This is a genomic window from Aeromicrobium sp. (assembly GCF_050700635.1).
Lineage (GTDB): Bacteria > Actinomycetota > Actinomycetes > Propionibacteriales > Nocardioidaceae > Aeromicrobium.
In genome coordinates this window covers 16,415-42,599 of sequence record NZ_JBOHDT010000160.1, presented here as the reverse complement: position 1 = coordinate 42,599, position 26,185 = coordinate 16,415, and the positions used below count along the sequence as shown (strand labels likewise).

The window sequence follows — 26,185 nt, the reverse complement described above, 5'->3', positions numbered from 1 at the left end:
AGGAGCCCTGCGTGAGCTCGGCAACCCCCGCACTGGACTGGAACAAGCTCGACGACACCGCGGTGGACACCGTCCGTCTGCTGGCTGCCGACGCCGTGCAGAAGACCGGCAACGGCCATCCCGGCACCGCGATGAGCCTCGCTCCCGCCGCCTACCTGCTGTACCAGAAGATCATGCGGCACGATCCCGCCGATCCGCTCTGGCCAGGACGGGACCGGTTCGTGCTGTCGTGCGGGCACTCCAGCCTCACGCAGTACATCCAGCTCTTCCTCGCCGGCTACCCGATGACGCTCGACGACCTCAGGAGCCTGCGCACCTGGGGCAGCCAGACGCCGGGGCACCCGGAGCACCACCACACGCCTGGTGTGGAGGTCACGACCGGACCCCTCGGCCAGGGTGTCGGCAACGCCGTGGGCATGGCGATGGCCGCTCGGCGCGAGCGTGGCCTGCTCGACCCCGACACCGCCGAGGGCGAGAGCGTCTTCGACCACCAGGTCTACGTGTTCGCGTCCGACGGCGACCTCCAGGAGGGCGTGGCGTCGGAGGCGTCGTCGCTGGCCGGCCACCAGCGGCTCGGCAACCTCACCGTTCTGTACGACTCCAACCAGATCTCCATCGAGGACGACACCGACGTCGCGTTCAGCGAGGATGTCGCCCAGCGCTACGAGGCCTACGGCTGGCACGTGCAGACCGTCGACTGGACGAAGGGCGGCAAGGGCTACGACGAGGACGTGGTGGCACTGCACCGGGCCTACGCGGCCGCCCGTGAGGTCACCGACCGGCCCAGCCTCATTGTCCTGCGCACCATCATTGCTTGGCCGGCCCCCACGGCGCAGAACACCGGGGCTGCGCACGGCTCGGCGCTCGGCGCCGACGAGGTCGCCGCCACCAAGAAGGAGCTCGGCTTCGACCCCGACGAGTCGTTCGTCGTCGCCAACGACGTGCTCACCCAGACGCGGGAGGCCCGCGAGCGTGGCGCGCGCGTCCATGCGGAGTGGCAGGAGCGGTTCGACGCCTGGAGTTCGGCGAACAGCGAGGCCAAGGCCCTGCTCGAACGGATCACGTCCCGCGCCCTGCCGCCGGGATGGGACGCCGACCTGCCGACCTACCCCGCCAACCAGAAGGGTGTCGCCACCCGAAAGGCGTCCGGCGAGTTCCTCAGCGCTGCCGCAGCCCACCTGCCCGAGCTGTGGGGCGGTTCGGCCGACCTCGCCGGCTCCAACAACACCACCCCGGATGGTGAGCCGTCGTTCATCCCGCCCGACCGCTCCACCAAGGAGTTCCAGGGCGACTGGTACGGACGGGTGCTGCACTTCGGCATCCGCGAGCACGGCATGGGCGCGATCCTCAACGGCATCGCCCTGCACGGACCCACCCGGCCGTACGGCGGCACGTTCTTGGTGTTCAGCGACTACATGCGGCCTTCCGTTCGGCTCGCCGCACTGCAGGAGCTGCCCGTCACCTACGTGTGGACCCACGACTCCATCGGCCTCGGCGAGGACGGCCCCACCCACCAGCCGGTCGAGCACCTGGCGGCGCTGCGGGCCATCCCCGGTCTCGACGTCGTCCGCCCAGCCGACGCCAACGAGACGGTGGCCGCCTGGCGGACCCTGCTCGGCATCACCAACCGCCCGGTGGCGCTCACGCTCAGCCGGCAGAACGTGCCGACGTTCCCGCGGGGCAGCGGTGGGTTCGCCGACGCCGACGGCGTCGCCCGAGGCGCGTACGTTCTGCTCGACTCAGACCGGGAACCGGACGTCGTGATCGTCGCCACCGGTTCGGAGGTGCAGCTCGCCGTCGAGGCCCGCGAGACGTTGGCCGCCGATGGCGTCCAGGCTCGCGTCGTGTCGATGCCGTGTCGCGAGTGGTTCGAGCAGCAGGACGTCGCCTATCGCAACACCGTCATCCCGCCGTCGGTCCGCGCCCGCGTGTCGATCGAGGCCGGCGTGTCATTCGGATGGCGCGACGTCGTGGGCGACGCCGGACGCATCGTGAGCCTCGAGCACTACGGCGCCTCCGCCGACTACGCCACCCTGTACGACCAGTTCGGCATCACCGCGAGCGCCGTCGTCGTCGCCGCGCACGAGTCGATCGCTGCCGCCACGTCCGCCGAGCCCGTCGGGTTCCACGCGCGGCCGGCCGGACCGGTCGGACCCGGAGACAACGTGGACGCACCCGGCTGACCGACAACTCACCCCCGAGCGAAGGAGACCCATGAACGACCGCCTACAAGCCCTCACCGATGCCGGCGTGTCGATCTGGCTGGACGACCTCTCCCGCGAGCGCATCGTGTCCGGCGGACTTGCCGAGCTCGTCGAGTCGTCCGGGGTCGTGGGCGTCACCACGAACCCGACGATCTTCGCGAGCGCGCTATCCGACGGCGAGCTGTACGCCGACCAGATCGGCGAGCTCAAGGAGTCGGGTGCAGGCGTCGACGCCGCCGTCTTCGAGCTCACCACCACCGACGTACAACGCGCCTGCGACGTCCTACGCGATGTTTACGACGCCACCGACGGCGTCGACGGGCGGGTGTCCATCGAGGTCGACCCCGGCGCGGCTCGCGACACCGATCACACGGTGGAGCTGGCCCAGAAGCTGTGGCAGCGCGTCAATCGTCCGAACCTCTTCATCAAGATCCCGGCCACCGAGGAGGGGCTGCCCGCGATCACGGCGACCATCGCGAACGGCATCAGCGTCAACGTCACGCTGATCTTCTCGCTCGACCGCTATCGCGGCGTCATGGACGCCTACCTTGCGGGGCTCGAGCAGGCGGCAGAGAACGGGCACGACCTGGGCTCGATCCAGTCGGTCGCGTCGTTCTTCGTCAGCCGCGTCGACACCGAGGTCGACAAGCGGCTCGGTGACGATCATCCGCTGCGTGGCAAGGCGGCCATCGCCAACGCTCGCCTGGCGTACGAGGCCTTCGAGGCGGTGGCCCGATCACCGCGGTTCCAGGACCTCACGGCGAAGGGTGCCAACCCGCAGCGACCGCTGTGGGCCTCCACCGGCGTCAAGGATCCCGCCTACCCGGACACCATGTACGTCACCGAGCTCGTCGTCGCCGCCACCGTCAACACCATGCCCGAGAAGACGATGGACGCCTTCGCCGAGCACGGGGAGATCAGAGGCGACACGGTTCACGGCACCTACGACGACGCCCGCGACGTCATCGCGGCGCTCGAGCGGGAGGGCATCAGCTACGACGACGTCGTCGCCGTCCTCGAGGACGAAGGAGTCGACAAGTTCGACACCTCATGGGCCGAGCTGCGCGACACCGTCTCGAACGAGCTCGACAAGGCCTGATCCATGACGTCTCTCCCGTTCGGCGCCACGCTCGCCGTTCCCGTCCAGCGTGAGTTCGAGCAGGCGATGCACCGTGCCATCGAGGACCGAGTCGCCTCTCGCATCGCCGACCAGGATCCGACACTGTGGGGTCCCGAGGCCGAGTCCGAGGCATCCGTCCGCCTGGCGTGGACATCGCTGCCCACGTCGTCGCGCCCTCTCGTCGACGAGATCGAGGCGCTGCGCGATGACCTGGTCAGTCGCGGTCTCGACCACGTCGTCCTGTGCGGGATGGGAGGCTCCTCGCTGGCTCCGGAGGTCATCTGTCACACCGCCGGCGTGGAGCTCACGGTGCTCGACTCCTCGCAGCCCGACATGGTTCGGCGCGCCCTCGCCGACCGCCTCGAACGCAGCGTGGTCGTGGTCTCCAGCAAGTCCGGCGGCACGGTCGAGACCGACAGCCTGAAGCGCGGCTACGAACAGGCCGTCCGAAGCGCAGGCCTCGACCCGGCCGACCACATCGTCGTCGTCACCGATCCCGACTCCCCCCTCGACCAGGAGGCCTCCGAGGCCGGCTACCGGGTGTTCCGCGCCGATCCGGATGTCGGCGGACGCTACTCGGCGCTCACCGCCTTCGGCCTCGTGCCGGCCGGTCTGGCCGGCGCGCCCATCGGGGAGCTCCTCGACGACGCCGAGACGGTGCAGGCGAGCGTCGCTGCTGACGACGGCGACAACCCGGCCCTGAGGCTGGGCGTCATGCTCGGCGTCGCGAACCGGCACGGTGTCGACAAGCTCGTGCTCGCCGACCAATCGCGTCACGGCCTCGGCGACTGGATCGAGCAGCTGGTGGCCGAGTCCACCGGCAAGCAGGGTCGGGGCATCCTGCCCGTCGTCGTGCCGTTCGAGAACGCGTTCAACTTCAACCCGAGCACGGCCGACAGCTTGTTGGTCGCCCTCGGCGGTCCCAATGCGCCCGAAGCGCAGTCGGGGTGGTCGGCCGGCGTGCGCGGCGGGCTCGGCGCGCAGATGCTCGTCTGGGAGACCGCGGTGGCCGTGGCGGGTCGCCTCCTCGGCATCAATCCGTTCGACCAGCCCGACGTCGAGAGCGCCAAGAAGGCGGCCCGTGCGGCCCTCGACGGCGGGAGCAACTCCGAACAACCCGATCTGGAGTCCGAGGGGGTGGCGGCGTACGGCACTACGGCGTCCGACCTGCGGGCCGCGGTCGACGAGCTGCTCGCCTCACTCGACCTGTTCCACGGCTATGTCGGCGTCCAGGCCTACGTCGACCGCCTCGGCGTGCCCGAGTACGCCGCGCTCCGTGAGGACCTGGCCAAGCGGACCGGCCGCCCGGTCACGTTCGGCTGGGGCCCGCGCTTCCTGCACTCGACCGGGCAGTACCACAAGGGCGGACCCGCTACCGGCGTGTACCTGCAGCTCACCTGCGACCCGGTGGACGATCTCGACGTCCCGGGGCGTGACTTCACCTTCGGGCAGTTCATCGCGTCCCAGGCCGCGGGCGACGCGCAGGTTCTCCGCAAGAGCGGACGTCCGGTCCTCCGCCTGCACCTGTCCGACGCATCAACTGCCCTGCCAGTCCTGCGCGAGCTCCTTTCATGACCAACCCTCTGCGCGACCCACAGGACCGCCGCCTGCCCCGGATCGCCGGCCCGTGCAGCCTGATCCTGTTCGGCGTCACCGGCGATCTCTCCCGCAAGAAGCTCATCCCGGCCGTCTACGACCTGGCGAACCGGGGCCTGCTGCCACCGGGGTTCGGGCTCGTCGGTTTCGCTCGCCACGACTTCAGCCAGGATGAGTTCGCTCAGCTGATCAAGCAGGCCGCGAAGGACGGAGCTCGCACGCCGTGGCGCGAAACCCTCTGGAACCAGCTCGCTGCCGGGATCCGATTCGTTCCCGGGGAGTTCGATGACGATGCCGCCTGGAAACGTCTTGCCGACACGATGCGCGAGCTCGACGAACAGCAGGGGACCAACGGCAACCACGCGTTCTACCTGTCCATCCCACCGGCTCTGTTCCCGGTGGTCGTCTCCCAGCTCAGGGAGCACGGCCTGGCGACGTCCGACGACGGCTGGCGTCGGGTGGTCATCGAGAAGCCCTTCGGGCACGACCTCGCCTCGGCCCAGGACCTCAACCGGGTCGTGGCCGAGGTGTTCCCTCGCGAGAGCGTGTTCCGCATCGACCACTACCTCGGCAAGGAGACGGTGCAGAACGTCCTGGCGTTCCGGTTCGCGAACGGGATGTTCGAGCCGATCTGGAACGGCAACTACGTCGACCACGTCCAGATCACGATGGCCGAGGACATCGGCATCGGCACCCGGGCCGGCTATTACGACAGCATCGGCGCCGCACGGGATGTGATCCAGAACCATCTGCTGCAGCTGATGGCTCTCATCGCGATGGAGGAGCCGGTCTCGTTCAAGGCGTCGAGCCTGCGGATCGAAAAGCAGAAGATCCTGGCCAATGCCCGTCCGACCCCTCGCCTCGACTTCCACACCGCACACGCCCAGTACGTCGCGGGGTGGGCCGGTGGCGAGAAGGTCGCCGGCTACCTCGAGGAGGAGGGTATCCCGCGGGGGTCGACCACCGAGACCTACGCGGCCATGCGCATCGACATCGCCACCCGGCGCTGGGCCGGCGTGCCGTTCTACCTGCGCGCCGGCAAGCGGCTCGGCCGCCGTGTCACCGAGGTGGCCGTGGTGTTCAAGCCGGCCCCGCACCAGCCGTTCGCCAAGCACGACGTCGAGGAGCTCGGCGAGAACGCGCTGGTGATGCGCATCCAGCCCGACGAAGGTGTCACGCTCCGCTTCGGCGCCAAGGTGCCCGGAACCACCATGGAGATCCGCGACGTCCTGATGGACTTCGCCTACGGGGGTGCGTTCGTCGAGAGCAGCCCGGAGGCCTACGAGCGCCTCATCCTCGACGTCCTCCTCGGCGACCCGCCGCTGTTCCCGCAGCACGAGGAGGTCGAGCTCGCCTGGGAGATCCTCGATCCCGTCATCGAGCACTGGGCCCGCCAGGAGAACATCGACACCTACACGGCCGGAACCTGGGGACCGGCCTCCGCTGACGAGATGATCGCCCGCGACGGCCGGACCTGGAGACGACCATGATGGAGACGAGCCTCGAAGGCACCACGTCGTCCGACATCGCCCACGCGATGGTCAAGGCACGTATCGCGGCCGGCAGCCCGGCCATGGACATGGTGCTCACGCTGCTCGTGGTCACCGACGACGAGACGGTCGGCGACGCACTCCGGACCGCCGCGCTGCTGTCCCGTGAGCACCCGTCCCGAGTCATCGGCATCGTGCTGGGTGACGGCCGAGGCGCACCACGCGTCGATGCGAAGGTCCGTGTCGGCCAGAATGCTTCCGGCGAGTCGGTGCTGCTCCGGCTGTCCGGTCCGCTGACCAAGCACGCCGACTCGGTCGTCCTTCCACTGCTGCTCCCCGATTCCCCGGTCGTCGCCTGGTGGCCGCACAAGGCCCCGGCCAACCCGGTGGCCGACTCCATCGGCCAGCTGGCCCAGCGGCGCCTCACCGACGCCGAGAGCACCGACTCCCCCGTCCGCTCCCTCAAGGCCACGGCCCGCCACTATTCCCCCGGCGACACCGACCTCTCCTGGACGCGCCTCACGCCTTGGCGAGCCCTCCTCGCCGCCGCTCTCGACCAGTCCGCCGGAAAGGTCACCGGCGGCGCCGTCGAGTTCAAGCCCGGCAATCCGGTGGGGACGCTCCTGGTCGCCTGGCTCGAGAGCCGGCTGCGCGTACCCATCACGCAGCGACGCGGCGACAAGGAACAGATCTCGAAGGTGGTGCTGAACATGACTCACGGTGACGTCACCATCGAGCGGATCGACACCAGGTCGTGCCTGTTCAGCATCCCGGGCTCGGCACCGCGCGAGGTGCCGCTCGGCGCTCGCACCCTGGCCGAGCTGCTCGCCGAGGACCTGCGCCGACTCGACTCGGACGACATCTACGCCGCCACCATCAAGCACCTCCTGGCCGACGCATGACCGTCGAGGTGTTGCCCGACGCGGATGCGCTCGCCCAGGCGATCGCCGAACGACTCACCACCCTCGTGGCCGGCTCGCAGGCCCAGGGGCACAAACCGCGGATCGTCCTCACCGGTGGAACGATCGCCGCGGCTGCCTACGAGCGGATCGACGCGGACGCAGCCGACTGGTCCGACGTCGAGTTCTGGTTCGGCGACGAGAGGTTCGTCCCAGAGGGACACGCCGATCGCAACGACCAGCAGGCTCGCGACGCGTTCCTCGACCGGGTCAGTGCGACGAGCGTCCACAGCGTCGTCGGCAACGACTGCTCACTGAGCGCTGCCGAGGCTGCCGACCGCTATGCCGCCACGCTGCCGGAAGACCCGTTCGACGTGGTGCTCCTCGGCATGGGGCCCGACGGCCACGTCGCGTCGTTGTTCCCGCACCACATCGCCCTGCACGAGGTCGACCGTGACTGCGTCGAGCTCTTCGACTCCCCCAAACCGCCGCCGGTACGAGTCTCCTTGACCTTCCCGGCCCTCAACCACACCGAATCCGTCTGGTTCCTGGTCGCAGGTGAAGAGAAGGCCGACGCCGTCGCCCGGGCACTGGCCGACGACGGGTCGATCGACGAGACCCCCGCCCGAGGCGCGCGTGGCTTGCAACGGACCCTGTGGTTCGTCGACGAAGCCGCAGCGTCGAAGTTGGACGAACGATGACGGGTCAGAAGATGACTTCGCCAGACTTGCGCTTGGTGCGGAGGGTCTCGATGGCCTCGGTGAGGATCTCGGCGGCCTCTTCCTCGCTCCGGCGTTCCTTCACGTAGGCCAGGTGGGTCTTGTACGGCTCGATCTTGGGGGCCGTCGGACGGTTCTGTTCGTCGATGCTGGCCGGCATGCCGCAGCGCGGGCAGTCCCACGACTCCGGAACCTCGGCCTCGATGGAGAACTGCAGCTCGGTCACGTGGTCGTTGCTGCAGAAGTACGTGACCGACTGACGGGGAGCCGCTTCGCCGCGCTCGGCCTCACCCATGGGTCCGGAGCCGATGCGACTACCCCGGATCGCGCCCGCGGCCATGTCAGTTGCTCACCTTCAACAGCAGTCCGAGCGCCACGATGCAGACGACCCACACGACGGCGATGCCGACGGTGATGCGGTCGAGGTTGCGCTCCGCGACCGACGATCCGCCCAGCGAGCTGGAGATGCCACCGCCGAACATGTCGGACAGTCCACCACCGCGCCCCTTGTGCATGAGGATCAGCACGATCATCAGCAAGCTGGCGATCGTCAGGACTACGGAGAAGAGAATGATCACGTCGAGCCTTTCAGGCCGAGAGATTCGGCATGTCGTAGAACCGGGCGATGGCGGCGAATTCCTCCGCCTGGAGACTTGCACCGCCAACCAGGGCACCGTCCACGTCGGGCTGCGCCATGATCGCGGCGATGTTTGCCGCCTTGACCGATCCGCCGTACAGGATACGCAACGACTCCGCGGTTTCGGACGAGAACGTCTCAGCTACCCGCGTACGGATGGCCGAACAGACCTCTTGTGCGTCCTCGGGCGTGGCCACTTCACCGGTGCCGATGGCCCACACCGGCTCGTAGGCGACGACCAGGCCGGCGACCTGCTCGGCGCTCAAGCCGGAGAGTGATCCGTCGATCTGCGCCACGGTGTGAGCGACGTGGTCGCCGGCCTGACGGACGTCGAGACCCTCTCCCACACACACAATCGGCGTCATGTCGGCAGCCAGCGTCTTGACCGCCTTGGTGTTGACCACCTCGTCGGTCTCGCCGTGGTGCTCACGCCGCTCGGAGTGCCCGACGACGACGTAGGTGCAGCCCAGCTTGGCCAGCATGGCGGCGGAGATCTCGCCGGTGTACGCCCCGCCGTCGTGCTTGGAAACGTCCTGGGCGCCGTATCGGATGGTGAGACGATCGCCGTCGACCAGGGTCTGCACGCCACGAATGTCGGTGTACGGCGGGATGACCGCCACCTCGGCCTTCTCGGGGTCGTGCTTCTTGTCCTGCAGCGTCCAGGCCAGCTTCTGAACCAGGACGACGGCCTCCTGGTGGTTGAGGTTGGACTTCCAGTTGCCCGCCATCAGCGGTGTGCGTGTCATGGGGAGTCACCTTCCAGTACTGCGAGTCCGGGCAGCGTCTTGCCCTCGAGGTATTCGAGGCTGGCGCCACCGCCGGTGGAGATGTGGCCGAAATCGTCGTCGGCGAAGCCGAGCTGACGCACCGCCGCGGCGGAATCGCCCCCGCCGACGACGGAGAGCCCGTCAATCTCCGTGAGCGCCTGCGCGACGGCTTTCGTGCCGACCGCGAACGCGTCCATCTCGAAGACGCCCATCGGGCCGTTCCAGAACACCGTGTGCGCCGACCGGACGACGTCAGCGAAGGCCGCTGCCGAGTCGGGCCCGATGTCGAGCCCCATCTGGTCGGATGGCATCGAGTCGGCGGCGACCGTGGTGGGTGGCGCGTCAGCGGCGAACTCGGGCGCGACGACGATGTCGGTGGGCAGTACGAGGTCGACATCCTTCGCGGCGGCCTGCTCGATGTAACCCTTGACGACGTCAAGCTGGTCGTCCTCGAGCAGCGACGAGCCGACCTCGTGGCCCTGCGCGGCCAGGAACGTGAACACCATCCCGCCACCGATGAGCAGGCTGTCGGCCTTCTCGATCAGGCTGTCGATGACGCCGAGCTTGTCGGAGACCTTCGAGCCACCGAGCACCACGACGTAAGGGCGCTCCGGGCTGGACGTCAGTCGTTCGAGGACCTCCACCTCCGCCTGCACGAGGCTGCCGACCGCGGCCGGGAGCCGTGCCGCGACGTCGTAAACGCTGGCCTGCTTGCGGTGGACCACACCGAAGCCGTCGGAGACGAAGGCGTCGGCCAGCGCGGCCAGCTGATCGGCGAACGCGCCACGCTCGTCGTCGTCCTTGCTGGTTTCGCCTGCGTTGAAGCGGACGTTCTCGAGGATGGCGACCTGCCCGTCCTGCATGGCCGACGCGATTCGCTGTGCTTCCGCGCCGACGGTGTCGTTGGCGAACAGCACGGGAGAACCGAGCAGCTCGGCCAGTCGTTCAGCGACCGGTTTGAGCGTGTACGCCGGATCTGGTGTGCCCTTGGGCCGGCCCAGGTGGGCCACCACGAGCACGCGCGCGCCGGCGTCGCTGAGCCGCTTGATGGTCGGGAGGCTGGCGCGCACGCGACCGTCGTCGGTGATCGTCTGGCCGTCGAGCGGCACGTTGAGGTCGCTGCGGACCAGAACCCGCCGGCCGCGCAGGTCACCCAGGTCTTCGATGGTCTTCACGAGCGTGTCTGACCGACCGGGTCAGAGCGTGGCGCCGACGTGGTTGATCAGGTCGACGAGGCGGTTCGAGTAGCCCCACTCGTTGTCGTACCAACCGACGACCTTGACCTGGTCGCCGATGACCTTGGTGAGGCCGGCGTCGAAGATGCAGGAGGCCGGGTCGGTGACGATGTCGGCCGAGACGATCGGGTCCTCGGTGTAGACGAGGTAGGGCGCAAGTGGGCCGGCCGCGGCGGTCTTGACGATCTCGTTGACCTCTTCGACGCTCGTCTCGCGCGAGACGGTGACGGTGAGGTCGGTGGCCGACCCGGTGGGGAGGGGCACGCGAACCGCGTAGCCGTCGAGCTTGCCCTTGAGCTCGGGCAGCACCAGACCGATGGCCTTGGCCGCGCCGGTCGAGGTGGGCACGAGGTTGATCGCCGCGGCGCGGGCGCGACGCAGGTCCTTGTGCGGGGCGTCCTGGAGGTTCTGGTCCTGCGTGTACGCGTGGATGGTGGTCATCAGCCCCTTCTCGATGCCCAGGCCGTCGTGCAGGGCCTTGGCCATCGGGGCGAGACAGTTGGTGGTGCAGGACGCGTTCGAGATGACCGTGTGGGCCTCGGGGTCGTACTGGTCGTGGTTGACCCCCATGACGATGGTGATGTCGTCGTTGCTGGCCGGCGCCGAGATGATGACCTTCTTGGCGCCACCGTCGATGTGCGCCTTCGCCTTGGTGGCGTCGGTGAAGAAGCCGGTGGACTCGATCACGATGTCGGCGCCGACGGACGTCCAGTCGAGCTTGGCGGGGTCACGCTCCTCGAAGGCGACGATCTTCTGGTCGCCGACGGTGATCGAGTCGCCGGTGTGGCTGACATCGCCGTCGAGGCGGCCAAGGATCGAGTCGTACTTGAGCAGGTGCGCGAGCGTGGCATTGTCGGTGAGGTCGTTGACGGCGACGATCTCGATGTCGGCGCCGGCAGCACGCGCCGCTCGGTAGAAGTTGCGGCCGATGCGGCCAAATCCATTGATGCCTACGCGAACGGTCACGGCGAAGGAGCTCCTGCAGATCGAAGGTCTGGTTTCGCCCAGCCTATCTAGTCCGCGATTCAGGCGTCGCGGAGGGCTTCTTCGCCGAGACCGGCCTCGGTGTCGGGGATGCCCCGGTCCTGCGCGTTCTTGTCGGCCATGGCGAGGAGGCGCCGGATGCGGCCGGCGATTGCGTCCTTGGTGAGCGGCGGGTCATGCAGCTGCCCGAGCTCTTCGAGGCTGGCCTGGCGATGCTCGACCCGCAGGGTGCCGGCCATCTTGAGGTGGTCAGGCACCTCGTCGGCCAGGATCTCGAGCGCTCGTTGTGCCCGGGCTCCGGCCGCCACGGCAGCGCGGGCCGACCGCCGCATGTTGGCGTCGTCGACGTTGGCGAGCCGGTTGGCGGTGGCGCGCACCTCGCGTCGCATGCGGCGCTCCTCCCAGGCCAGGAGCGACTCGTGCGCGCCAAGACGGGTGAGCAGGGCACCGATGGCCTCACCGTCACGGATGACCACGCGGTCGACACCACGCACCTCCCGTGCCTTGGCGCTGATGCCGAGCCGGCGGGCGGCGCCGACCAGGGCGAGGGCGGCTTCGGGTCCGGGGCAGCTGACTTCGAGCGACGACGACCGGCCGGGCTCGGTGAGCGAGCCGTGCGCGAGGAATGTTCCCCGCCAGGCCGCCACGGCGTCGCAGGATGCACCGGAGACAACCTGGGGCGGGAGCCCCCGCACGGGCCGTCCGCCGGAGTCGACGAGACCCGTCTGACGGGCCAGCGCCTCGCCGTCGCGGTTGACCCGCACGATGTAGTGAGTGCCCTTGCGAAGACCGCTGCTCTGCATCACCACGACCTCGCTGTCGTGTCCGTAGACCTCGGCGATGTCCTTGCGCAGACGGCGGGCCGCTGCCCCGGTGTCGAGCTCGGCCTCGACCACGATGCGTCCGGCGACGATGTGGATTCCGCCCGCGAAACGGAGGATCGATGAGACCTCGGCCTTGCGGCAGCAGGACTTGGTGATCGCCGTGCTGGAGAGCTCGGACTTGACCTGTGCCGTCATGGCCATGCGGTGACTCCCTCCACGGTGCGGTCGAACGGTGCCACTCTATTGCCCCTTTCCTAGACACGGTCCAAGATTGCGCGGAACGCATCAGCAAGTCGGTGCGGATCGTGCTGGTCGGACCCGGGACTCCGTGCGACGTCGGCCGTGACGAGCTGGGCACCGAGCTCGCGCGCGACCTTGGCGAGGGTGCCTCGGCCGTCGGGTAGCGACGTGTCGGCCACGACCGCGTCGAGGCCCAGGTCGGGAGCGTGGGCCGACAACACCTCGAGGTGATCGGTGGGCGTCAGTCCCTCGGTCTCGCCGGCCTGCTCCTGGAGGTTGAGCACGAGGACGCGGTGCGCGCTGGTGCCGACCAGGGCGTCACGCAGCTCCGGCACCAGAAGCGTGGGCATGACGCTGGTGAACCACGATCCTGGGCCGATGACCACCCAGTCGGCCTCCCGCACGGCCTCCAGCGCCTCGGGGCAGGCGGGCGGGTCCATCGGATCGAGCCGGACGCTGACGACCTGACCGTCGACGCCCGCGACCTGGACCTGACCGCGCACCAGAGTGAGACGGTCCGGCGCCGAGCGGAGGTGGACGTCCGCCTCGATGTCGAGTGGCACGGCAGCCATCGGCAGCACGCGTCCGCGCGCGCCGAGCAGCTCACCGACGAGGTCGAGGCCGCCCACGTGATCGCCGAGGATCTCCCAGATGGCCGCGATCAGCAGGTTGCCGACAGCGTGGTCGCGCAGGGGGCCGTTGCCGTCGAACCGGTGCTGCAGGATGCCCGCCCACTGACGTCCCCATTCGTCGTCGGCACAGAGTGCGGCGAGCGCCATGCGGAGGTCGCCCGGCGGGAGAACACCCAGCTCGTCGCGCAGGCGCCCCGACGAGCCGCCGTTGTCGGCGACGGTGACGACACCGGTGAGATCGGTCTGGAGCAGCCGTAACGCGGACAGGCTCGCAGCGAGTCCGTGTCCGCCGCCGAGCGCGACAACCCTCATTCGGGTTTCACTCGCGGCCGAGGTCTCGGTGCACGACGAGGGTGCGGACGTCGTGGGCACGGAGGCGCTCCGCGAACGCCTCGGCCATCGCCACGCTGCGATGACGTCCGCCGGTGCAGCCGATGGCGATGGTGAGGAAGTGCTTGTCCTCGTGCAGGAACCCGTCGGTGAGCAGGGCGACCAGGCCCTCGTAGCGGTCGAGGAACTCCTCAGACCGGGGCTGCTTGCGCACGTAGTCGCGCACCGGTTCGTCGAGGCCGGTGAGCGGACGCAGCTCGTCGATCCAGTACGGGTTGGGCAGGAACCGCATGTCGGCCACCATGTCGGCGTCGATCGGGATGCCGTACTTGAACCCGAACGACACGACGGAGGCTCGCAGACCCTTGCTGTCGTCGTCCTCGAAGGCGGCCTGGATGCGCTGGCCGAGCTGGTGCACGTTGAGATTCGAGGTGTCGACGACGATGTCGGCGCGGCCTCGGAGCCGGGTCAACAGCTCGCGCTCGCGATGGAAGCCGTCCATGAGACGGCCCTCGCGGCTGAGCGGGTGCGGGCGCCGGGCTGCCTCCTGCCGGCGGACCAGGACCTCGTCGGCCGCCTCGAGGAACAGGATCTGGGTGGGCGTGCCGCGCGCCCGCAGCTCCTCGAGCACGTCGACCAGCCGGTCGAAGAACGGGCCCGACCGCGCATCGACCACGACGGCCAGCTGATCACTGAACTCTGACCGCTCGACGGTCTCGACCGTCTCGACGAGAACGTCGGCCGGCAGGTTGTCGATGACGTAGTAGCCGAGCTTCTCGAGCCCCTTGGCCGCCGAGCCCTTGCCGGCTCCGGTCATGCCGGTGACCAGCACGAGCTTCGAGAGCGAGGTCATTTAGGGTGTGCCTTCCAATCCCGCGTGGGAAGCGAGCGCGGCATCCGCGCCCGATCCGGCAAGGCCGAGGAGGGAGGCGCACCGGGTAGTGCGGCGACCGACGAGAACGCCGCCGGTCGGGATGCGGGGTCGCGATTCGCGTCGCGCGGGGTTGGAAGGCATACCCTAATCCTCCACGATCTCTCCGGTCGCCATGTCGACGGCGGGTGCAGGAGCTTCATCCGACAGCGCCGCCACGATGGATTGTGCCGTAGCCGGGCCGACGCCGGGGACGTTCGCGATTTCCTCGATGCTCGCAGCCCTCAGCTTCTTGACCGACCCGAAGGTCTTGAGCAGGGCTCGACGACGGGTCGGCCCGAGGCCGGCGACGTCGTCGAGGACGCTGCCGGTCATGGCCTTCGCGCGGCGTTGCCGGTGGTGGGCGATGGCGAACCGGTGCGCCTCGTCGCGCACCCGTTGGAGCAGGTAGAGCCCCTCGCTCGTTCGCGGCAGGATGACCGGGTCGTCGTCGTCGGGCACCCACACCTCCTCGAGCCGCTTGGCGAGCCCGCACAGGGCGATGTCGGTGAGTCCGAGCTGCTGCATGGCTGCCTGGGCGGCTGCGACCTGCGGCGGGCCGCCGTCGACGACGATCAGCGACGGCGCGTACGCGAACCGCTTCGGCTTGCCCGTCTCGGGATCGACTCCTTGCTCGTCTGCACCCTCGGCGCGGGCCTTGAGCAGCCGCGCCAGCCGTCGGGTGATGACTTCGTGCATGGCGGCGACGTCGCTCTGTCCCTCGTGCCGCACCGTGAAGCGCCGGTACTCGGACTTGCGTGGCAGGCCGTCCTCGAACACCACCATCGAGGCGACGATCTCCGTGCCCTGGAGGTTGGAGACGTCGTAGCACTCGATCCGCAAGGGGGCGGTCGGGAGGCTCAGCGCGTCCTGGATCTCCTCCAACGCCTGGCTGCGCGCCGTGAGGTCGCCGGCCCGCTTCATCTTGTGGCGGGCCATCGACTGGTGGGCGTTCTGCTCCACCGTCTCCATCAGCCGCTTCTTGTTGCCGCGGCGCGGGACGCGAATGGTGACCGGTCCGCCGCGCAGCTCGGTGAGCAGCTCGGTGACGACGTCGGCGTCAGACGGGAGCTCGGGCACGAGCACTTGCCGGGGGACGACCTCGGACGCCGACTCGCCGTACAGGGTCACCAGCGCGCGCTGCACCAGCTCGGGCACATCGGTGTCGTCGGCACGATCGGCCACCCAGCCGCGCTGGCCGCGGATGCGTCCGCCGCGCACGGTGAAGATCTGCACGGCGACCTCGAGCGGGTCGATCTCGAACCCGAACACGTCGGCGTCGGTGCCGTCGCGGAGGACGACCGTCTGCTTCTCGAGCACCCGGTTGAGGGCTGCCAGGTCGTCGCGGAGCCGGGCGGCCAGCTCGTACTCCTGGGCCTCAGAGGCCTCTCGCATCCGCTTCTGGATGCGCCGCGTGAAGGCGGTCGTCTGACCGCCCATGAACGACATGAAGTCGTCCACGATCGCGCGGTGCTCCTCCGCGCTGACCCGGCCGACGCAGGGCGCGGCGCACTTGCCGATGTCACCCAGCAGGCAGGGCCGGCCGACGGCCTTGGCCCGCCGGAACACGCCGGCGCTGCACGAGCGCATCGGGAAGACCCGGAGCAGTGTGTCGACGGTGTCGCGGATGGCCCAGGCGTGTCCGTAGGGGCCGAAGTAGCGAACCCCCTTGCGCTGGGCCCCCCGCATGACCATGACCCGCGGGAACTCCTCGGACACCGTGACGGCGAGCCAAGGATAGGACTTGTCGTCGCGGTACTTGATGTTGAAACGCGGGTCGAACTCCTTGATCCAGGTGTACTCGAGCTGCAGGGCCTCGACCTCGGTGTCGACGACCGTCCAGTCGACCCCCGCCGCCGAGGTGACCATCTGCTGGGTGCGGGCGTGCAGGCCGGCGATGTCCTGGAAGTACGAATTGAGGCGCGCACGCAGCGACTTGGCCTTGCCGACGTAGATGACGCGGCCCGCGTCGTCGCGGAAACGGTAGACGCCGGGACCCACGGGGATCTCCCCTTGAGCGGGTCGATACGTCGCGGGATCTGCCACCCCACCAGCCTACGGGCGGCCTCGGACCGTCAGCTGACGATGAGCTTGTCGCCGTCGACCTCGAGCTTCTTGGCGGCGAGCGGCTTCGGTGCCGGGCCCTTCTTCACCGAACCGTCCTCCGCCGAGTACTGGCTGCCGTGGCAGTTGCACTGGATGGTGTCACCGTTGACCTCGCCGACGGTGCAGCCGGAGTGCGTGCAGACCGCGGTGAACGCCTTGAAGTCGCCCTCGGTCGGCTGGGTGACGACGATCTTCTGCTTCTGGAACACCGTGCCGCCGTTCACGGGGACGTCGGCCGTCGTGCCGATCTCGCCGCCGGCAGCTGCGTCGCCCCCGGATCCACTGTCGCCGGAGGTCGCGTCTCCGCCCGCTGCGTCCTTGGGTTCGTCGCTTCCGCATGCTGCGAGGACGGCCCCTGCGCCCACGGCCGCGACCCCTCCCAAGACGGCTCGGCGAGTGGTCTGGTCGCTCAGCTCGGTCATGACTGCTCCCCTTTGGGCGGACTCGTTACGCCTTCAACGACCCTAACGTCTGGCGGGTTCCTTGAGAATGGTTGCGAGAAACGTTCCGGTGTGGCTCTCCGTGTTCTCGGCGATGTCCTCGGGCGTGCCCTCGGCGATGAGCAGACCTCCACCGTTGCCGCCCTCCGGACCCATGTCGATGACCCAGTCGGCGGTCTTGATGACGTCGAGGTTGTGCTCGATGACGATGACGGTGTTGCCGGCGTCGACCAGCCTGCCGAGCACGCCGAGCAGCTTGCGGATGTCCTCGAAGTGCAGCCCGGTGGTGGGCTCGTCGAGCACGTAGACGGTCTGTCCGGTGGAGCGCTTCTGCAGCTCGGCCGACAGCTTGACGCGCTGCGCCTCACCGCCGGACAACGTTGGCGCCGGCTGACCCAGCCGTACGTAGCCGAGGCCGACGTCGACCAGAGTGCGCAGGTGCCGGGCGATGGCCGGGATCGCGGTGAAGAACTCCGCTGCCTCCTCGATCGACATGTCGAGGACGTCGGCGACGGTCTTGCCCTTGTAGTGCACCTCGAGCGTCTCGCGGTTGTAGCGCGCGCCGTGGCAGACCTCGCACGCCACGTAGACGTCGGGCAGGAAGTTCATCTCGATCTTGATGGTGCCGTCGCCGGCGCACGCCTCGCAGCGTCCGCCCTTGACGTTGAACGAGAAGCGGCCCTGCAGGTAGCCGCGCATCTTCGCCTCCGGCGTCTGGGCGAAGAGCTTGCGGACGTGGTCCCAGACACCCGTGTACGTGGCCGGGTTGGAGCGCGGCGTGCGTCCGATGGGCGACTGGTCGACGTGAATGACCTTGTCGATCTCCTCGGCCCCGCTGATGCTGCGGTGGCGGCCGGGGATGGTGCGCGCACCGTAGATCTGCCGCGCCAATGACATGTAGAGGATGTCGTTCACGAGCGTCGACTTGCCCGAGCCTGACACGCCGGTGACGGCGATGAACTGCCCGAGCGGGAACGTGACGTCGATGTCCTGGAGGTTGTGCTCGCGAGCACCGTGGACCGTGACCTCGCGCCCCTTGGTGCGCGGACGCCGGATTGCGGGTAGCGGGATCGACTCGCGACCGGACAGGTATCGCCCGGTGAGCGAGTCGTCGCTGTTCAGCAGGTCCTCGACCGGCCCGGACACGATGACCTGCCCGCCGTGCTCGCCGGCGCCGGGGCCGATGTCGACGACCCAGTCGCTGGTGCGGATGGTGTCCTCGTCGTGCTCGACGACGATGAGCGTGTTGCCGAGGTCGCGGAGGCGCACGAGCGTCTCGATGAGCCGGTGGTTGTCGCGCTGGTGCAGACCGATGGACGGCTCGTCGAGCACGTAGAGAACGCCGACCAGGCCTGCACCGATCTGGGTGGCCAGCCGGATGCGTTGTGCCTCGCCGCCGGACAGCGAGCCGGCCGCCCGGTTGAGGCTGAGGTAGTCGAGCCCCACGTCGAGCAGGAAGCGCAGTCGTTCGTGGATCTCCTTGAGCACCCGCTCGCCGATCTGGCGTTCACGGTCGGTCATCTCCAGTGTCGACAGATACTCGGCGGCCTCGCGGATCGACAGCGCGGCGACGTCGGCGATGTTCTTGGGTCCGTACTCCTTGCTGTTCATCAGCACGGCGAGGATGACGGGCTTGAGGCGCGTGCCGTTGCAGACGGGGCACGGCACCTCGCGCATGAAGCCCTCGAGCCGCTCGCGACTCGTTTCCGACTCCGTCTCGGCGTGGCGCCGGTCGAGGTAGCTGATCGCCCCCTCGAACATCGTGTAGTAGGAACGCTCGCGGCCGTAGCGGTTCTTGTAGCGCACGTGCACCTTGGTGGGGTGCCCGCGCATCAGCGTCTCGCGCACCTCTTCCGGCAGTGAGCCGTACGGGGCGTCGGTACTGAAGCCGAGCTCCTCACCGAGCGCGCCGATGAGCCGTGAGAAGTACTCCGAGACGTGGGCCGACGACCATGGCGTGATGGCGCCCTCGTTGATCGACTTGGAGTCGTCGGGCACGACCAGCTCGGGATCGACCTCCATCCGGGTGCCGAGTCCGTGACACTCCGGACACGCACCGAACGGAGCGTTGAACGAGAACGAGCGAGGCTCCAGCTCGTCGATGGCGAGGGGATGGTCGTTGGGGCAGGCGAGCCTCTCGGAGAAGCGGCGGAGCCGATGTGGGTCATCGTCGGGCAGGTCGACGAAGTCGGCGATGACGAGGCCGTCGGCCAGGTTGAGCGCGGTCTCGACCGACTCGGTGAGTCGCTGCTTCATCGAGTCCTTGACCTGGAGCCGGTCGACGACGACGTCGATGGTGTGCTTCTTCTGCTTCGCGAGCTTGGGCGGCTCGTCGGCGAGGTTGTGGGTCTTGCCGTCGACGAGCGCACGGCTGAATCCTTGCGACTGCAGCTGACGGAACAGCTCGCCGTACTCGCCCTTGCGGCCCCGGATGATCGGTGCGAGCACCTGGAAGCGCGAGTCGGGCTCCAGGGCGAGGATGCGGTCGACGATCTGCTGCGGCGTCTGTCGGGCGATGGGCTCACCGCACTCGGGGCAGTGCGGGCGGCCGGCACGGGCGTAGCGCAGGCGGAGGTAGTCGTAGACCTCGGTGATCGTGCCGACGGTCGACCGCGGGTTGCGCGAGGTGGACTTCTGGTCGATCGAGACGGCCGGCGACAGGCCCTCGATGAAGTCGACGTCGGGCTTGTCCATCTGGCCCAGGAACTGGCGCGCATACGCCGACAGCGACTCGACGTAGCGCCGTTGACCCTCGGCAAAGATCGTGTCGAACGCCAACGACGACTTGCCGGACCCGGAGAGGCCGGTGAACACGATGAGTGAGTCGCGCGGGAGGTCGATCGAGACGTCCTTGAGGTTGTGCTCACGGGCGCCGCGGACGACAAGGCGGTCGGTCACTGATTCCCCTGCTCTGGCGGTGTGGATGGCGGAGTCGGACGTGCGCAGTTGGCGGCCGTCTTAGGCCTTCTCCATGGTATCGACGCCCGGTGACAGAACCTCCTCACCCGGCGCGGTTTGGACTGATGGCAGGCTGGGGCCATGAGCTACTCCGGTGAGGTCGAGGTCGGCGGTCCGTCCGACACACGCGAGGCGGGTGACCTCGTCATCACCAAGGTCGCCGTCGGCCCGATGTCCAACAACGCCTACCTCCTGCGATGCGCGATCACCGATGAGCAGGTGCTGATCGATGCGGCCAACGAGCCGGAGACGCTGCTCGGCCTCGTCGGTGAGGCGGGGCTCGCCCGCGTGATGACGACCCACCTGCACCCTGACCACTGGCAGGCTCTTGCCGCCGTCGTCGAAGGGACGGCCGCGGAAACCGTCGCGAGCGCCATCGACGCCGAGCACATCCCCGTCGCCACGAACCTCGAGGTGGCTGACGGTGCCCGTGTTCGCGTCGGCACGTGCGAGCTCGAGGTCATCGGCCTGGTCGGCCATACCCCCGGCTCGATCGCCCTCGCCTACAACGACCCCGACGGCATCGTCCACCTGTTCACCGGCGACTCCCTCTTCCCCGGTGGTGTCGGCAAGACCTCGTCCCCCGAGCTCTTCACTTCTCTGATCGACGACGTCGAGACCAAGCTCTTCGGCCGTTTCGGAGACGACACCTGGGTCTATCCCGGCCACGGCAACGACACGACCCTCGGCACCGAACGTCCTTCGCTCGGCGAGTGGCGCGAGCGCGGCTGGTAGACGCAGACCGGGGGTGGCTCCCAGATCTGGTAGTCAGCAGCACGCAGGTGTTTCGCGGGCCGTTTGCTTCGCGCGGAACTCGGCATCTTCGGACTGGGCGCCCCAGAACGTCTCAGAGTCAGACAGGACTGTGTAGATCTCCCACTGCTCACTGTTCGGGGCGTTCTCGACCCAGAACTTGTCCTGCTTGGCGTAGCAGCACGTTGAGTCTCTCTCCACGGTCGACGCGAACCCGGCTTCGGAAAGGCGCGACAGTTCAGAATCGACCGTGTCAACGTCTGAGACCTCAACGCCCAGGTGATTGATGGAACCCCCGCGGCCGGGGTTTTCGATCAGCACCAGCTTGAGGGGCGGCTCGGCTACGGCGAAGTTCGCATAGCCGGCCTTCGTCTTGGCAGGTTCAGTCGCGAACAACGTGGAGTAGAAGGCAATTGACTCCTCCAGGTTGTCGACGTTGAGCGCCAGCTGGATGCGCGACATGAGTCCTCCTCAGGACATGGATGACTGTCTATGTTCGGACCTTGTCACGGATATCGACACCTGTCAATATAGATACATGTCGAACTCATTGCTGACGTTGACGCCGGTCGAGACGGTCGCCTGTTGCGCCCCGTTGACGACGGAGCCGCTCACGGATGCTGCGGCCGATCGGATCGCGCCACTGATGAAGGCGCTGGCTGATCCCGTCCGCCTCCGGCTCCTGTCGCTGGTCGCGTCCCACGCAGACGGTGAGGCATGCGTGTGCGATCTCAATGACGCGTTCGACCTGTCGCAGCCCACGATCAGCCATCACCTCAAGGTTCTGCACGATGTCGGCCTGCTCGACCGCTCCAAGCGGGGTGTCTGGGTCTACTACTCCATCAGGCGGGAGGCCTTGGCCGACCTCGGCTCGCTCCTTGGGGGCGTCGTCAGGTGAAAGCCGCGCGACGTCAATCGCCGAGCGAGGTCGGCAGCGACGACTAGAGTCCTGCCATGAGGCCGCTCGTTGCCTGCGCCGCGCTCGTCGTGTTGGCAGGGTGCGGCTTCCCTTCGATCGGCGGCGCAGACCAGGACGAGATCGATGACGCCGCGGCGCAGACCTGTGCTGAGGTGCGGTCCGGCATCGCCGCGTTCAACGAGCGCAAGTACACCGCCACCATCGACCACTTCGTGAAGGCCAAGCCGTTCGCGAAGAGGTACGCCGAGCTCAGTGACGAGAAGAAGGCGGACGATCTGCTCGAGGCGGTCGAGTACTACGCCAATCTGCCGGCGGACGAGTACCGCGAGGCGTTCGCTTCGTCACGGCAGTTCCAGAAGTACAAGGAGATCACGCTGGGCCAGTGCGAAACCGGCACCTCCGCGTAACGGTCAGAAGCGGACGGGCAGGTCGTCGACGCCGTAGACGAAGCTCAACCGGCGGAAGTTCAGCTCCTCCTCGGGTTTGGCGAGGGCGAGGTCGGGGAACCGGCGAAGCAGGCGCGGGAACACCGTGCGCAGCTCGATCCTGGCCAGCTCCGCGCCGATGCACCGGTGGATGCCGTGGCCGAAGGCGAGATGGGCGCTCAGTGGGACCCGGAAAGGGTCGAAACCCTCCGGGTCGGCGCCGGCCGACGCGACATCACGGTTGGCGCCCGACAGCGATGTCAGCAGGACGTCGCCCTTCCGGATCTGCTGGCCGAACAGCTCCATGTCCTGCTTCGCGAACCGCGGGAACGCCAGCTGCACGACCGATAGGTAGCGCAGCAGCTCGTCGACGACGCGGTCGACCTCGTCGCGGGAGCCGTCACGGACCAGAGCGGCGTGCTCGGGATCGCGCAGCAACACGACGGTGCCGAGCGCGATCATCCCAGCGGTCGTCTCGAACCCGCCCGTGAAGACACCGTCGGCCAGACCGGCAAGATCGACGTCGCTGATCGCGTCGCCCTGGTCACGGATGATCTGGCCGAGCAGTCCCGGGCCGGGATCCTGGCGCTGACGGGCGATCGCGTCGAACAGGAACTCCCGCTGCTCTGACATCGCACCGAACGCCGCTCCCCCGCCTCCCATGGCGTCGAACCGCGCGCTGCCGAGCTTCGAGAACCCGTCGCGGTCGTCGTAGTCCAGACCCAGAAGTGCGCAGATCGTCTGGAACGGCACCGGAAAAGCCAGGTGCTTGGCGAGGTCGACCGGCGAGCCCAGCACCTCCATCTCGTCGAGGTGATCGTCGACGATGCCCTCGATGACCGGCTCGAGTCGGGCGAGCCGCCGCATCGTGAACTCCGGCGTGACGATCTTGCGCAGCCGCGTGTGCAGCGGCGGGTCGGTGAACCCCAGTCCACCGATGTCGTCGGACGTGGCGGGGCCGTCGCCGTTGAAGAGATGGCGGATGTCGTTGCTGTAGCTGTCGCGGTCGGTGAGCACGGCGCGCGACTCGGGGTAGCCGGTGAGGAGCCAGACCCGGAAGTCGACGAACGGCACCGGTAGACGGGACAGCGGCGAGCTCCGCCGGATCTCGGCGATACGGGGGATCGGGTCGGAGCCGATCCGTTGGAGCGGCACCTTCGTGGGTTCGGGGAGGAAGGCGACCCGGGAGAGGTCGATCCCCTTCCTCCGGAGTCGACGGACGGCAACCCGACCGACCCATCCGCCCACGAGAGTCCTGACGTCCACCAGCACGCTCACGAAAGTACACGTGCTCTTGCGGCTTCGGGTCCCACTTGGGCATGGTGAGAGCGCGCCGTGTCATTCCCACACGGCCAGCGAGGGGATCGCCATGAGCACCGACACTGCCGGCAGTAGCCAGTCCACCGAGCTGCGGCGGGTGATGGGGCCGAAGCTCCTGCTCCTATTCATCATCGGCGACATCCTCGGCACCGGCGTCTACGCCCTCACCGGGCAGGTCGCCGCCGAAGTCGGCGGAGCCGCCTGGCTGCCGTTCCTTGTCGCCTTCGTCGTCGCGCTGCTGACCGCGTTCTCCTACCTCGAGCTCGTGACGAAGTACCCGCAGGCCGCCGGCGCGGCGCTGTACGTCCACAAGGCATTCGCGGTGCACTTCTTCACGTTCATCGTTGCGTTCGCCGTGATGAGCTCTGGCATCACCTCGGCCTCGACTGCCTCGCGTGCGTTCGCGTCCAACCTCGCGCTGGGCCTCGGCTGGGAGGCTTCGAGCACCGTGATCATGCTGATGGCGATCGGCTTCATGGCCTTGGTGATGGCGATCAACCTGCGAGGTGTCAGCGAGAGCGTCAAGACGAACGTCGTGCTCACCCTCATCGAGCTCACCGGCCTCGTGCTCGTCATCCTCGTGGGCATCTGGGCGATCAGCGGGGGCGATGCCGACTTCTCGCGGGTCGTCGCGTTCGACACACCGGAGGACAAGAGCATCTTCCTCGCTGTCACCACCGCGACGTCGCTGGCCTTCTTCGCGATGGTCGGGTTCGAGGACTCGGTCAACATGGCCGAGGAGTGCAAGGACCCGCCGGGCATCTTCCCGAAGATGATGCTCACCGGACTCGGCGTCACCGGCCTGATCTACGTGCTCGTCTCGATCTGCGCGGTCGCACTCGTGCCAGTGGGCGAGCTCGCAGCCAGCGACACACCACTCACCCTGGTGGTTGAACGGGGCGCACCGGATGTCCCGATCGGAGACATCTTTCCCTTCATCTCGATGGTCGCCGTGGCCAACTCCGCCCTGATCAACATGATGATGGCCAGCCGGCTGCTCTACGGCATGGGCAAGCAGGGCGTCATCCCCCGCTCCCTCTCGAAGGTGCATCCCCGGACCCGCACACCATGGGTGTCGATCCTGTTCACCACCGCGCTCGCGTTCGCCCTGATCGCGTACGTGTCGTATGCCAGTGAGGACGCCATCGCCGTGCTCGGCGGCACGACGGCGCTGCTCCTGCTGGGTGTTTTCGCCGTCGTCAACGTCGCCGTGCTGGTGCTGCGGCGCGACCCGGTCGAGCACGACCACTTCCGCACGAACACGGTGGTCGCCGTGCTCGGCGCACTCGCGTGCCTGTATCTGGTCACACCCCTGTCTGGGCGCGCCGGTGAGCAGTACCAGGTGGCCGGGCTGCTCCTGCTCGTCGGCCTCGCGCTGTCCGTGCCGGTCTATCTGGCCCGACGATCCCGGGGTGAGGACGTCAAGATCGACAAGCCGGACGAGATGGTCTAAGCGCTCGTCAGTCCCGCGGCTCGGCCGGATCAGGCGGCTCGGCCGGATCAGCTGGATCGACGGGATCAGGCGGACCGGCCGGACCGGCCGGCTCGAGGACCCTGGTCTTGTAGAGGCTGGCAGCGGCGGTGATCAGCAGCGTCACGACGATCACGCCGAGGCTCAGCAGCGTCGGTATCTCCGGCACCGGCACGGGTTCGCCACCGTTGATGAAAGGCACCTCGTTCTCGTGCAGCGCATGCAGCACGAGCTTCACGCCGATGAAGAACAGGATGAACGCCAGACCCTGGGACAAGTAGACCAGGCGCTTCATCAGGTCGCCGAGCAGGAAGTACAGCTGGCGAAGACCCATCAGGGCGAACACGTTGGCGGTGAAGACGAGGTAAGGCTCCTGGGTGAGGCCGTAGATGGCCGGAATCGAGTCGAGTGCGAAGATCAGGTCGGTGGTGCCTAGGGCAACGATGACCAGGAACATCGGAGTCATCAGCCGCTTGCCGTTCTCGATGACGTAGAGCTTCAGGCCCTCCCAGCGGTCTGTGAACTTCAGGTGGCTTCGGGCGAATCGCACGACGGCGTTCTCGGCGTCGTCGTCGTGGTCGGTGTCCTTGGCCAGCGTCCACGCCGTGTAGACGAGGAACGCGCCGAAGACGTAGAAGACCCAGGAGAACTGGTTGATCGCCACAGCGCCGAGCGCGATGAAGATTCCCCGGAAGATGAGCGCGAGCACGATGCCGACCATCAGAGCTTCCTGTTGGTACTTCCTCGGCACGTTGAAGCTGGCCATGATGATGATGAAGATGAAGAGGTTGTCGACCGACAGGCTGTACTCGGTCAACCAGCCGGCGAAGAACTGCAGACCGTAATCGCCGTTCGATGCGCTCGGATCATTGTGATACAGCGTGACCCAGATGCCGAAGGCGATGGCCAGCCCGACGTAGACCGACAGGTAGGTCAGGCACTCTCTCGTGGATGGCTCATGGGGCTTGCGTGCGACGATCGCGATGTCGAACAGCAGGACGGCGATGGTGACGCCGATCGTGATGAGCCATTCGGTCTGAGAAACCTGCACGGACATTCCTCCGGTCGTCGACAACGCCGGAGGTCTCTTCCGCCACCCCTGGTAACCCGGGTGGCCCGCAGCACCGGTCGTCCGATGACGGTCGACGTGATGACGACACCGCGGCGAAGGAATACTCCCCTCCGCACCCCAGTGTGGCAGGTGCG

General features: G+C 68.0%; 24 protein-coding genes. 10 read left to right on the top strand and 14 right to left on the bottom strand.

Annotated elements, in window-relative coordinates; genetic code table 11:
* Window positions 1-11 precede the first annotated feature (11 nt).
* Genes tkt through pgl form a run of 6 tightly spaced genes read left to right on the top strand, consistent with a single transcriptional unit; the run spans window position 12 to window position 8,010 of the window.
* Entirely contained in the window at window positions 12-2,183 is a 2,172-nt protein-coding gene (gene tkt / locus ACRDPN_RS12185; protein ID WP_431448193.1) for a transketolase, read from the top strand.
* 31 nt (window positions 2,184-2,214) lie between these two features.
* The gene (gene tal / locus ACRDPN_RS12180) at window positions 2,215-3,303 is read left to right on the top strand and encodes a transaldolase (protein ID WP_431448190.1); all 1,089 of its coding nucleotides are present in this window, start codon (window positions 2,215-2,217) and stop codon (window positions 3,301-3,303) included.
* 3 nt (window positions 3,304-3,306) lie between these two features.
* On the top strand, window positions 3,307-4,899 hold the full coding sequence (locus tag ACRDPN_RS12175) for a glucose-6-phosphate isomerase (RefSeq protein ID WP_431448187.1): 1,593 nt from the start codon (window positions 3,307-3,309) through the stop codon (window positions 4,897-4,899).
* A complete protein-coding gene (gene zwf, locus ACRDPN_RS12170; protein WP_431448184.1) occupies window positions 4,896-6,410 on the top strand; it encodes a glucose-6-phosphate dehydrogenase in 1,515 nt (504 codons plus the stop codon). Before ACRDPN_RS12175 ends, zwf begins: the two co-directional genes overlap by 4 nt.
* Window positions 6,407-7,312: a glucose-6-phosphate dehydrogenase assembly protein OpcA gene (locus ACRDPN_RS12165; RefSeq protein ID WP_431448181.1), complete on the top strand. Its 906-nt coding sequence runs from the start codon at window positions 6,407-6,409 to the stop codon at window positions 7,310-7,312. The genes zwf and ACRDPN_RS12165 overlap by 4 nt, the downstream gene beginning before the upstream one ends.
* Entirely contained in the window at window positions 7,309-8,010 is a 702-nt protein-coding gene (gene pgl / locus ACRDPN_RS12160; protein WP_431448178.1) for a 6-phosphogluconolactonase, read from the top strand. The genes ACRDPN_RS12165 and pgl overlap by 4 nt, the downstream gene beginning before the upstream one ends.
* 4 nt (window positions 8,011-8,014) lie before the next feature.
* Here the strand turns inward: pgl and ACRDPN_RS12155 are convergent, their stop codons facing one another.
* From ACRDPN_RS12155 to uvrA, 11 genes are all read right to left on the bottom strand, one after another.
* Window positions 8,015-8,368, bottom strand: a complete 354-nt coding sequence (locus ACRDPN_RS12155) for an RNA polymerase-binding protein RbpA (protein WP_431448175.1) — start codon at window positions 8,366-8,368, stop codon at window positions 8,015-8,017.
* 1 nt (window position 8,369) lies between these two features.
* Window positions 8,370-8,606: a preprotein translocase subunit SecG gene (gene secG / locus ACRDPN_RS12150; protein ID WP_431448172.1), complete on the bottom strand. Its 237-nt coding sequence runs from the start codon at window positions 8,604-8,606 to the stop codon at window positions 8,370-8,372.
* A gap of 10 nt (window positions 8,607-8,616) precedes the next feature.
* Complete coding sequence (gene tpiA / locus ACRDPN_RS12145; RefSeq protein ID WP_431448169.1) at window positions 8,617-9,411, bottom strand: triose-phosphate isomerase; 795 nt, start codon at window positions 9,409-9,411, stop codon at window positions 8,617-8,619.
* Complete coding sequence (locus ACRDPN_RS12140; protein WP_431448166.1) at window positions 9,408-10,607, bottom strand: phosphoglycerate kinase; 1,200 nt, start codon at window positions 10,605-10,607, stop codon at window positions 9,408-9,410. The genes tpiA and ACRDPN_RS12140 overlap by 4 nt, the downstream gene beginning before the upstream one ends.
* 21 nt (window positions 10,608-10,628) lie before the next feature.
* Window positions 10,629-11,633 carry a type I glyceraldehyde-3-phosphate dehydrogenase gene (gene gap, locus ACRDPN_RS12135; RefSeq protein WP_431448163.1) on the bottom strand — a complete coding sequence of 335 codons (1,005 nt, stop codon included), beginning with the start codon at window positions 11,631-11,633 and terminating at the stop codon, window positions 10,629-10,631.
* Window positions 11,634-11,692: 59 nt separating this feature from the next.
* Window positions 11,693-12,676, bottom strand: coding sequence for a DNA-binding protein WhiA (gene whiA / locus ACRDPN_RS12130; RefSeq protein WP_431448160.1), 984 nt, complete (start codon window positions 12,674-12,676; stop codon window positions 11,693-11,695).
* Window positions 12,677-12,729: 53 nt separating this feature from the next.
* Entirely contained in the window at window positions 12,730-13,659 is a 930-nt protein-coding gene (locus ACRDPN_RS12125; RefSeq protein WP_431448157.1) for a gluconeogenesis factor YvcK family protein, read from the bottom strand.
* Between the two features lie 7 nt (window positions 13,660-13,666).
* Window positions 13,667-14,530 carry an RNase adapter RapZ gene (rapZ, locus tag ACRDPN_RS12120; RefSeq protein WP_431448154.1) on the bottom strand — a complete coding sequence of 288 codons (864 nt, stop codon included), beginning with the start codon at window positions 14,528-14,530 and terminating at the stop codon, window positions 13,667-13,669.
* A gap of 165 nt (window positions 14,531-14,695) precedes the next feature.
* Window positions 14,696-16,633, bottom strand: coding sequence for an excinuclease ABC subunit UvrC (uvrC, locus tag ACRDPN_RS12115; protein ID WP_431448151.1), 1,938 nt, complete (start codon window positions 16,631-16,633; stop codon window positions 14,696-14,698).
* A gap of 29 nt (window positions 16,634-16,662) precedes the next feature.
* Window positions 16,663-17,115, bottom strand: a complete 453-nt coding sequence (locus ACRDPN_RS12110) for a Rieske (2Fe-2S) protein (RefSeq protein ID WP_431448148.1) — start codon at window positions 17,113-17,115, stop codon at window positions 16,663-16,665.
* A gap of 42 nt (window positions 17,116-17,157) precedes the next feature.
* A complete protein-coding gene (uvrA, locus tag ACRDPN_RS12105) occupies window positions 17,158-20,031 on the bottom strand; it encodes an excinuclease ABC subunit UvrA (RefSeq protein ID WP_431448145.1) in 2,874 nt (957 codons plus the stop codon).
* A 141-nt stretch (window positions 20,032-20,172) separates the two neighbouring features.
* Here uvrA and ACRDPN_RS12100 point away from each other — a divergent pair, with 141 nt between their 5' ends.
* Window positions 20,173-20,826, top strand: a complete 654-nt coding sequence (locus ACRDPN_RS12100) for an MBL fold metallo-hydrolase (protein ID WP_431448142.1) — start codon at window positions 20,173-20,175, stop codon at window positions 20,824-20,826.
* A gap of 33 nt (window positions 20,827-20,859) precedes the next feature.
* Here the strand turns inward: ACRDPN_RS12100 and ACRDPN_RS12095 are convergent, their stop codons facing one another.
* Window positions 20,860-21,306, bottom strand: coding sequence for an ArsI/CadI family heavy metal resistance metalloenzyme (locus ACRDPN_RS12095; RefSeq protein WP_431448139.1), 447 nt, complete (start codon window positions 21,304-21,306; stop codon window positions 20,860-20,862).
* Window positions 21,307-21,382: 76 nt separating this feature from the next.
* Between ACRDPN_RS12095 and ACRDPN_RS12090 the strand changes: the two genes are divergently transcribed.
* A complete protein-coding gene (locus ACRDPN_RS12090; RefSeq protein ID WP_431448137.1) occupies window positions 21,383-21,742 on the top strand; it encodes a metalloregulator ArsR/SmtB family transcription factor in 360 nt (119 codons plus the stop codon).
* A gap of 56 nt (window positions 21,743-21,798) precedes the next feature.
* On the top strand, window positions 21,799-22,170 hold the full coding sequence (locus ACRDPN_RS12085; RefSeq protein ID WP_431448134.1) for a hypothetical protein: 372 nt from the start codon (window positions 21,799-21,801) through the stop codon (window positions 22,168-22,170).
* Window positions 22,171-22,173: 3 nt separating this feature from the next.
* Here ACRDPN_RS12085 and ACRDPN_RS12080 read toward each other — a convergent pair whose 3' ends face one another.
* On the bottom strand, window positions 22,174-23,460 hold the full coding sequence (locus ACRDPN_RS12080; protein ID WP_431448131.1) for a cytochrome P450: 1,287 nt from the start codon (window positions 23,458-23,460) through the stop codon (window positions 22,174-22,176).
* A gap of 97 nt (window positions 23,461-23,557) precedes the next feature.
* Here ACRDPN_RS12080 and ACRDPN_RS12075 point away from each other — a divergent pair, with 97 nt between their 5' ends.
* On the top strand, window positions 23,558-24,961 hold the full coding sequence (locus ACRDPN_RS12075; RefSeq protein ID WP_431448128.1) for an APC family permease: 1,404 nt from the start codon (window positions 23,558-23,560) through the stop codon (window positions 24,959-24,961).
* 7 nt (window positions 24,962-24,968) lie between these two features.
* Here the strand turns inward: ACRDPN_RS12075 and ACRDPN_RS12070 are convergent, their stop codons facing one another.
* On the bottom strand, window positions 24,969-26,030 hold the full coding sequence (locus tag ACRDPN_RS12070) for a TerC family protein (protein ID WP_431448125.1): 1,062 nt from the start codon (window positions 26,028-26,030) through the stop codon (window positions 24,969-24,971).
* Window positions 26,031-26,185 lie beyond the last annotated feature (155 nt).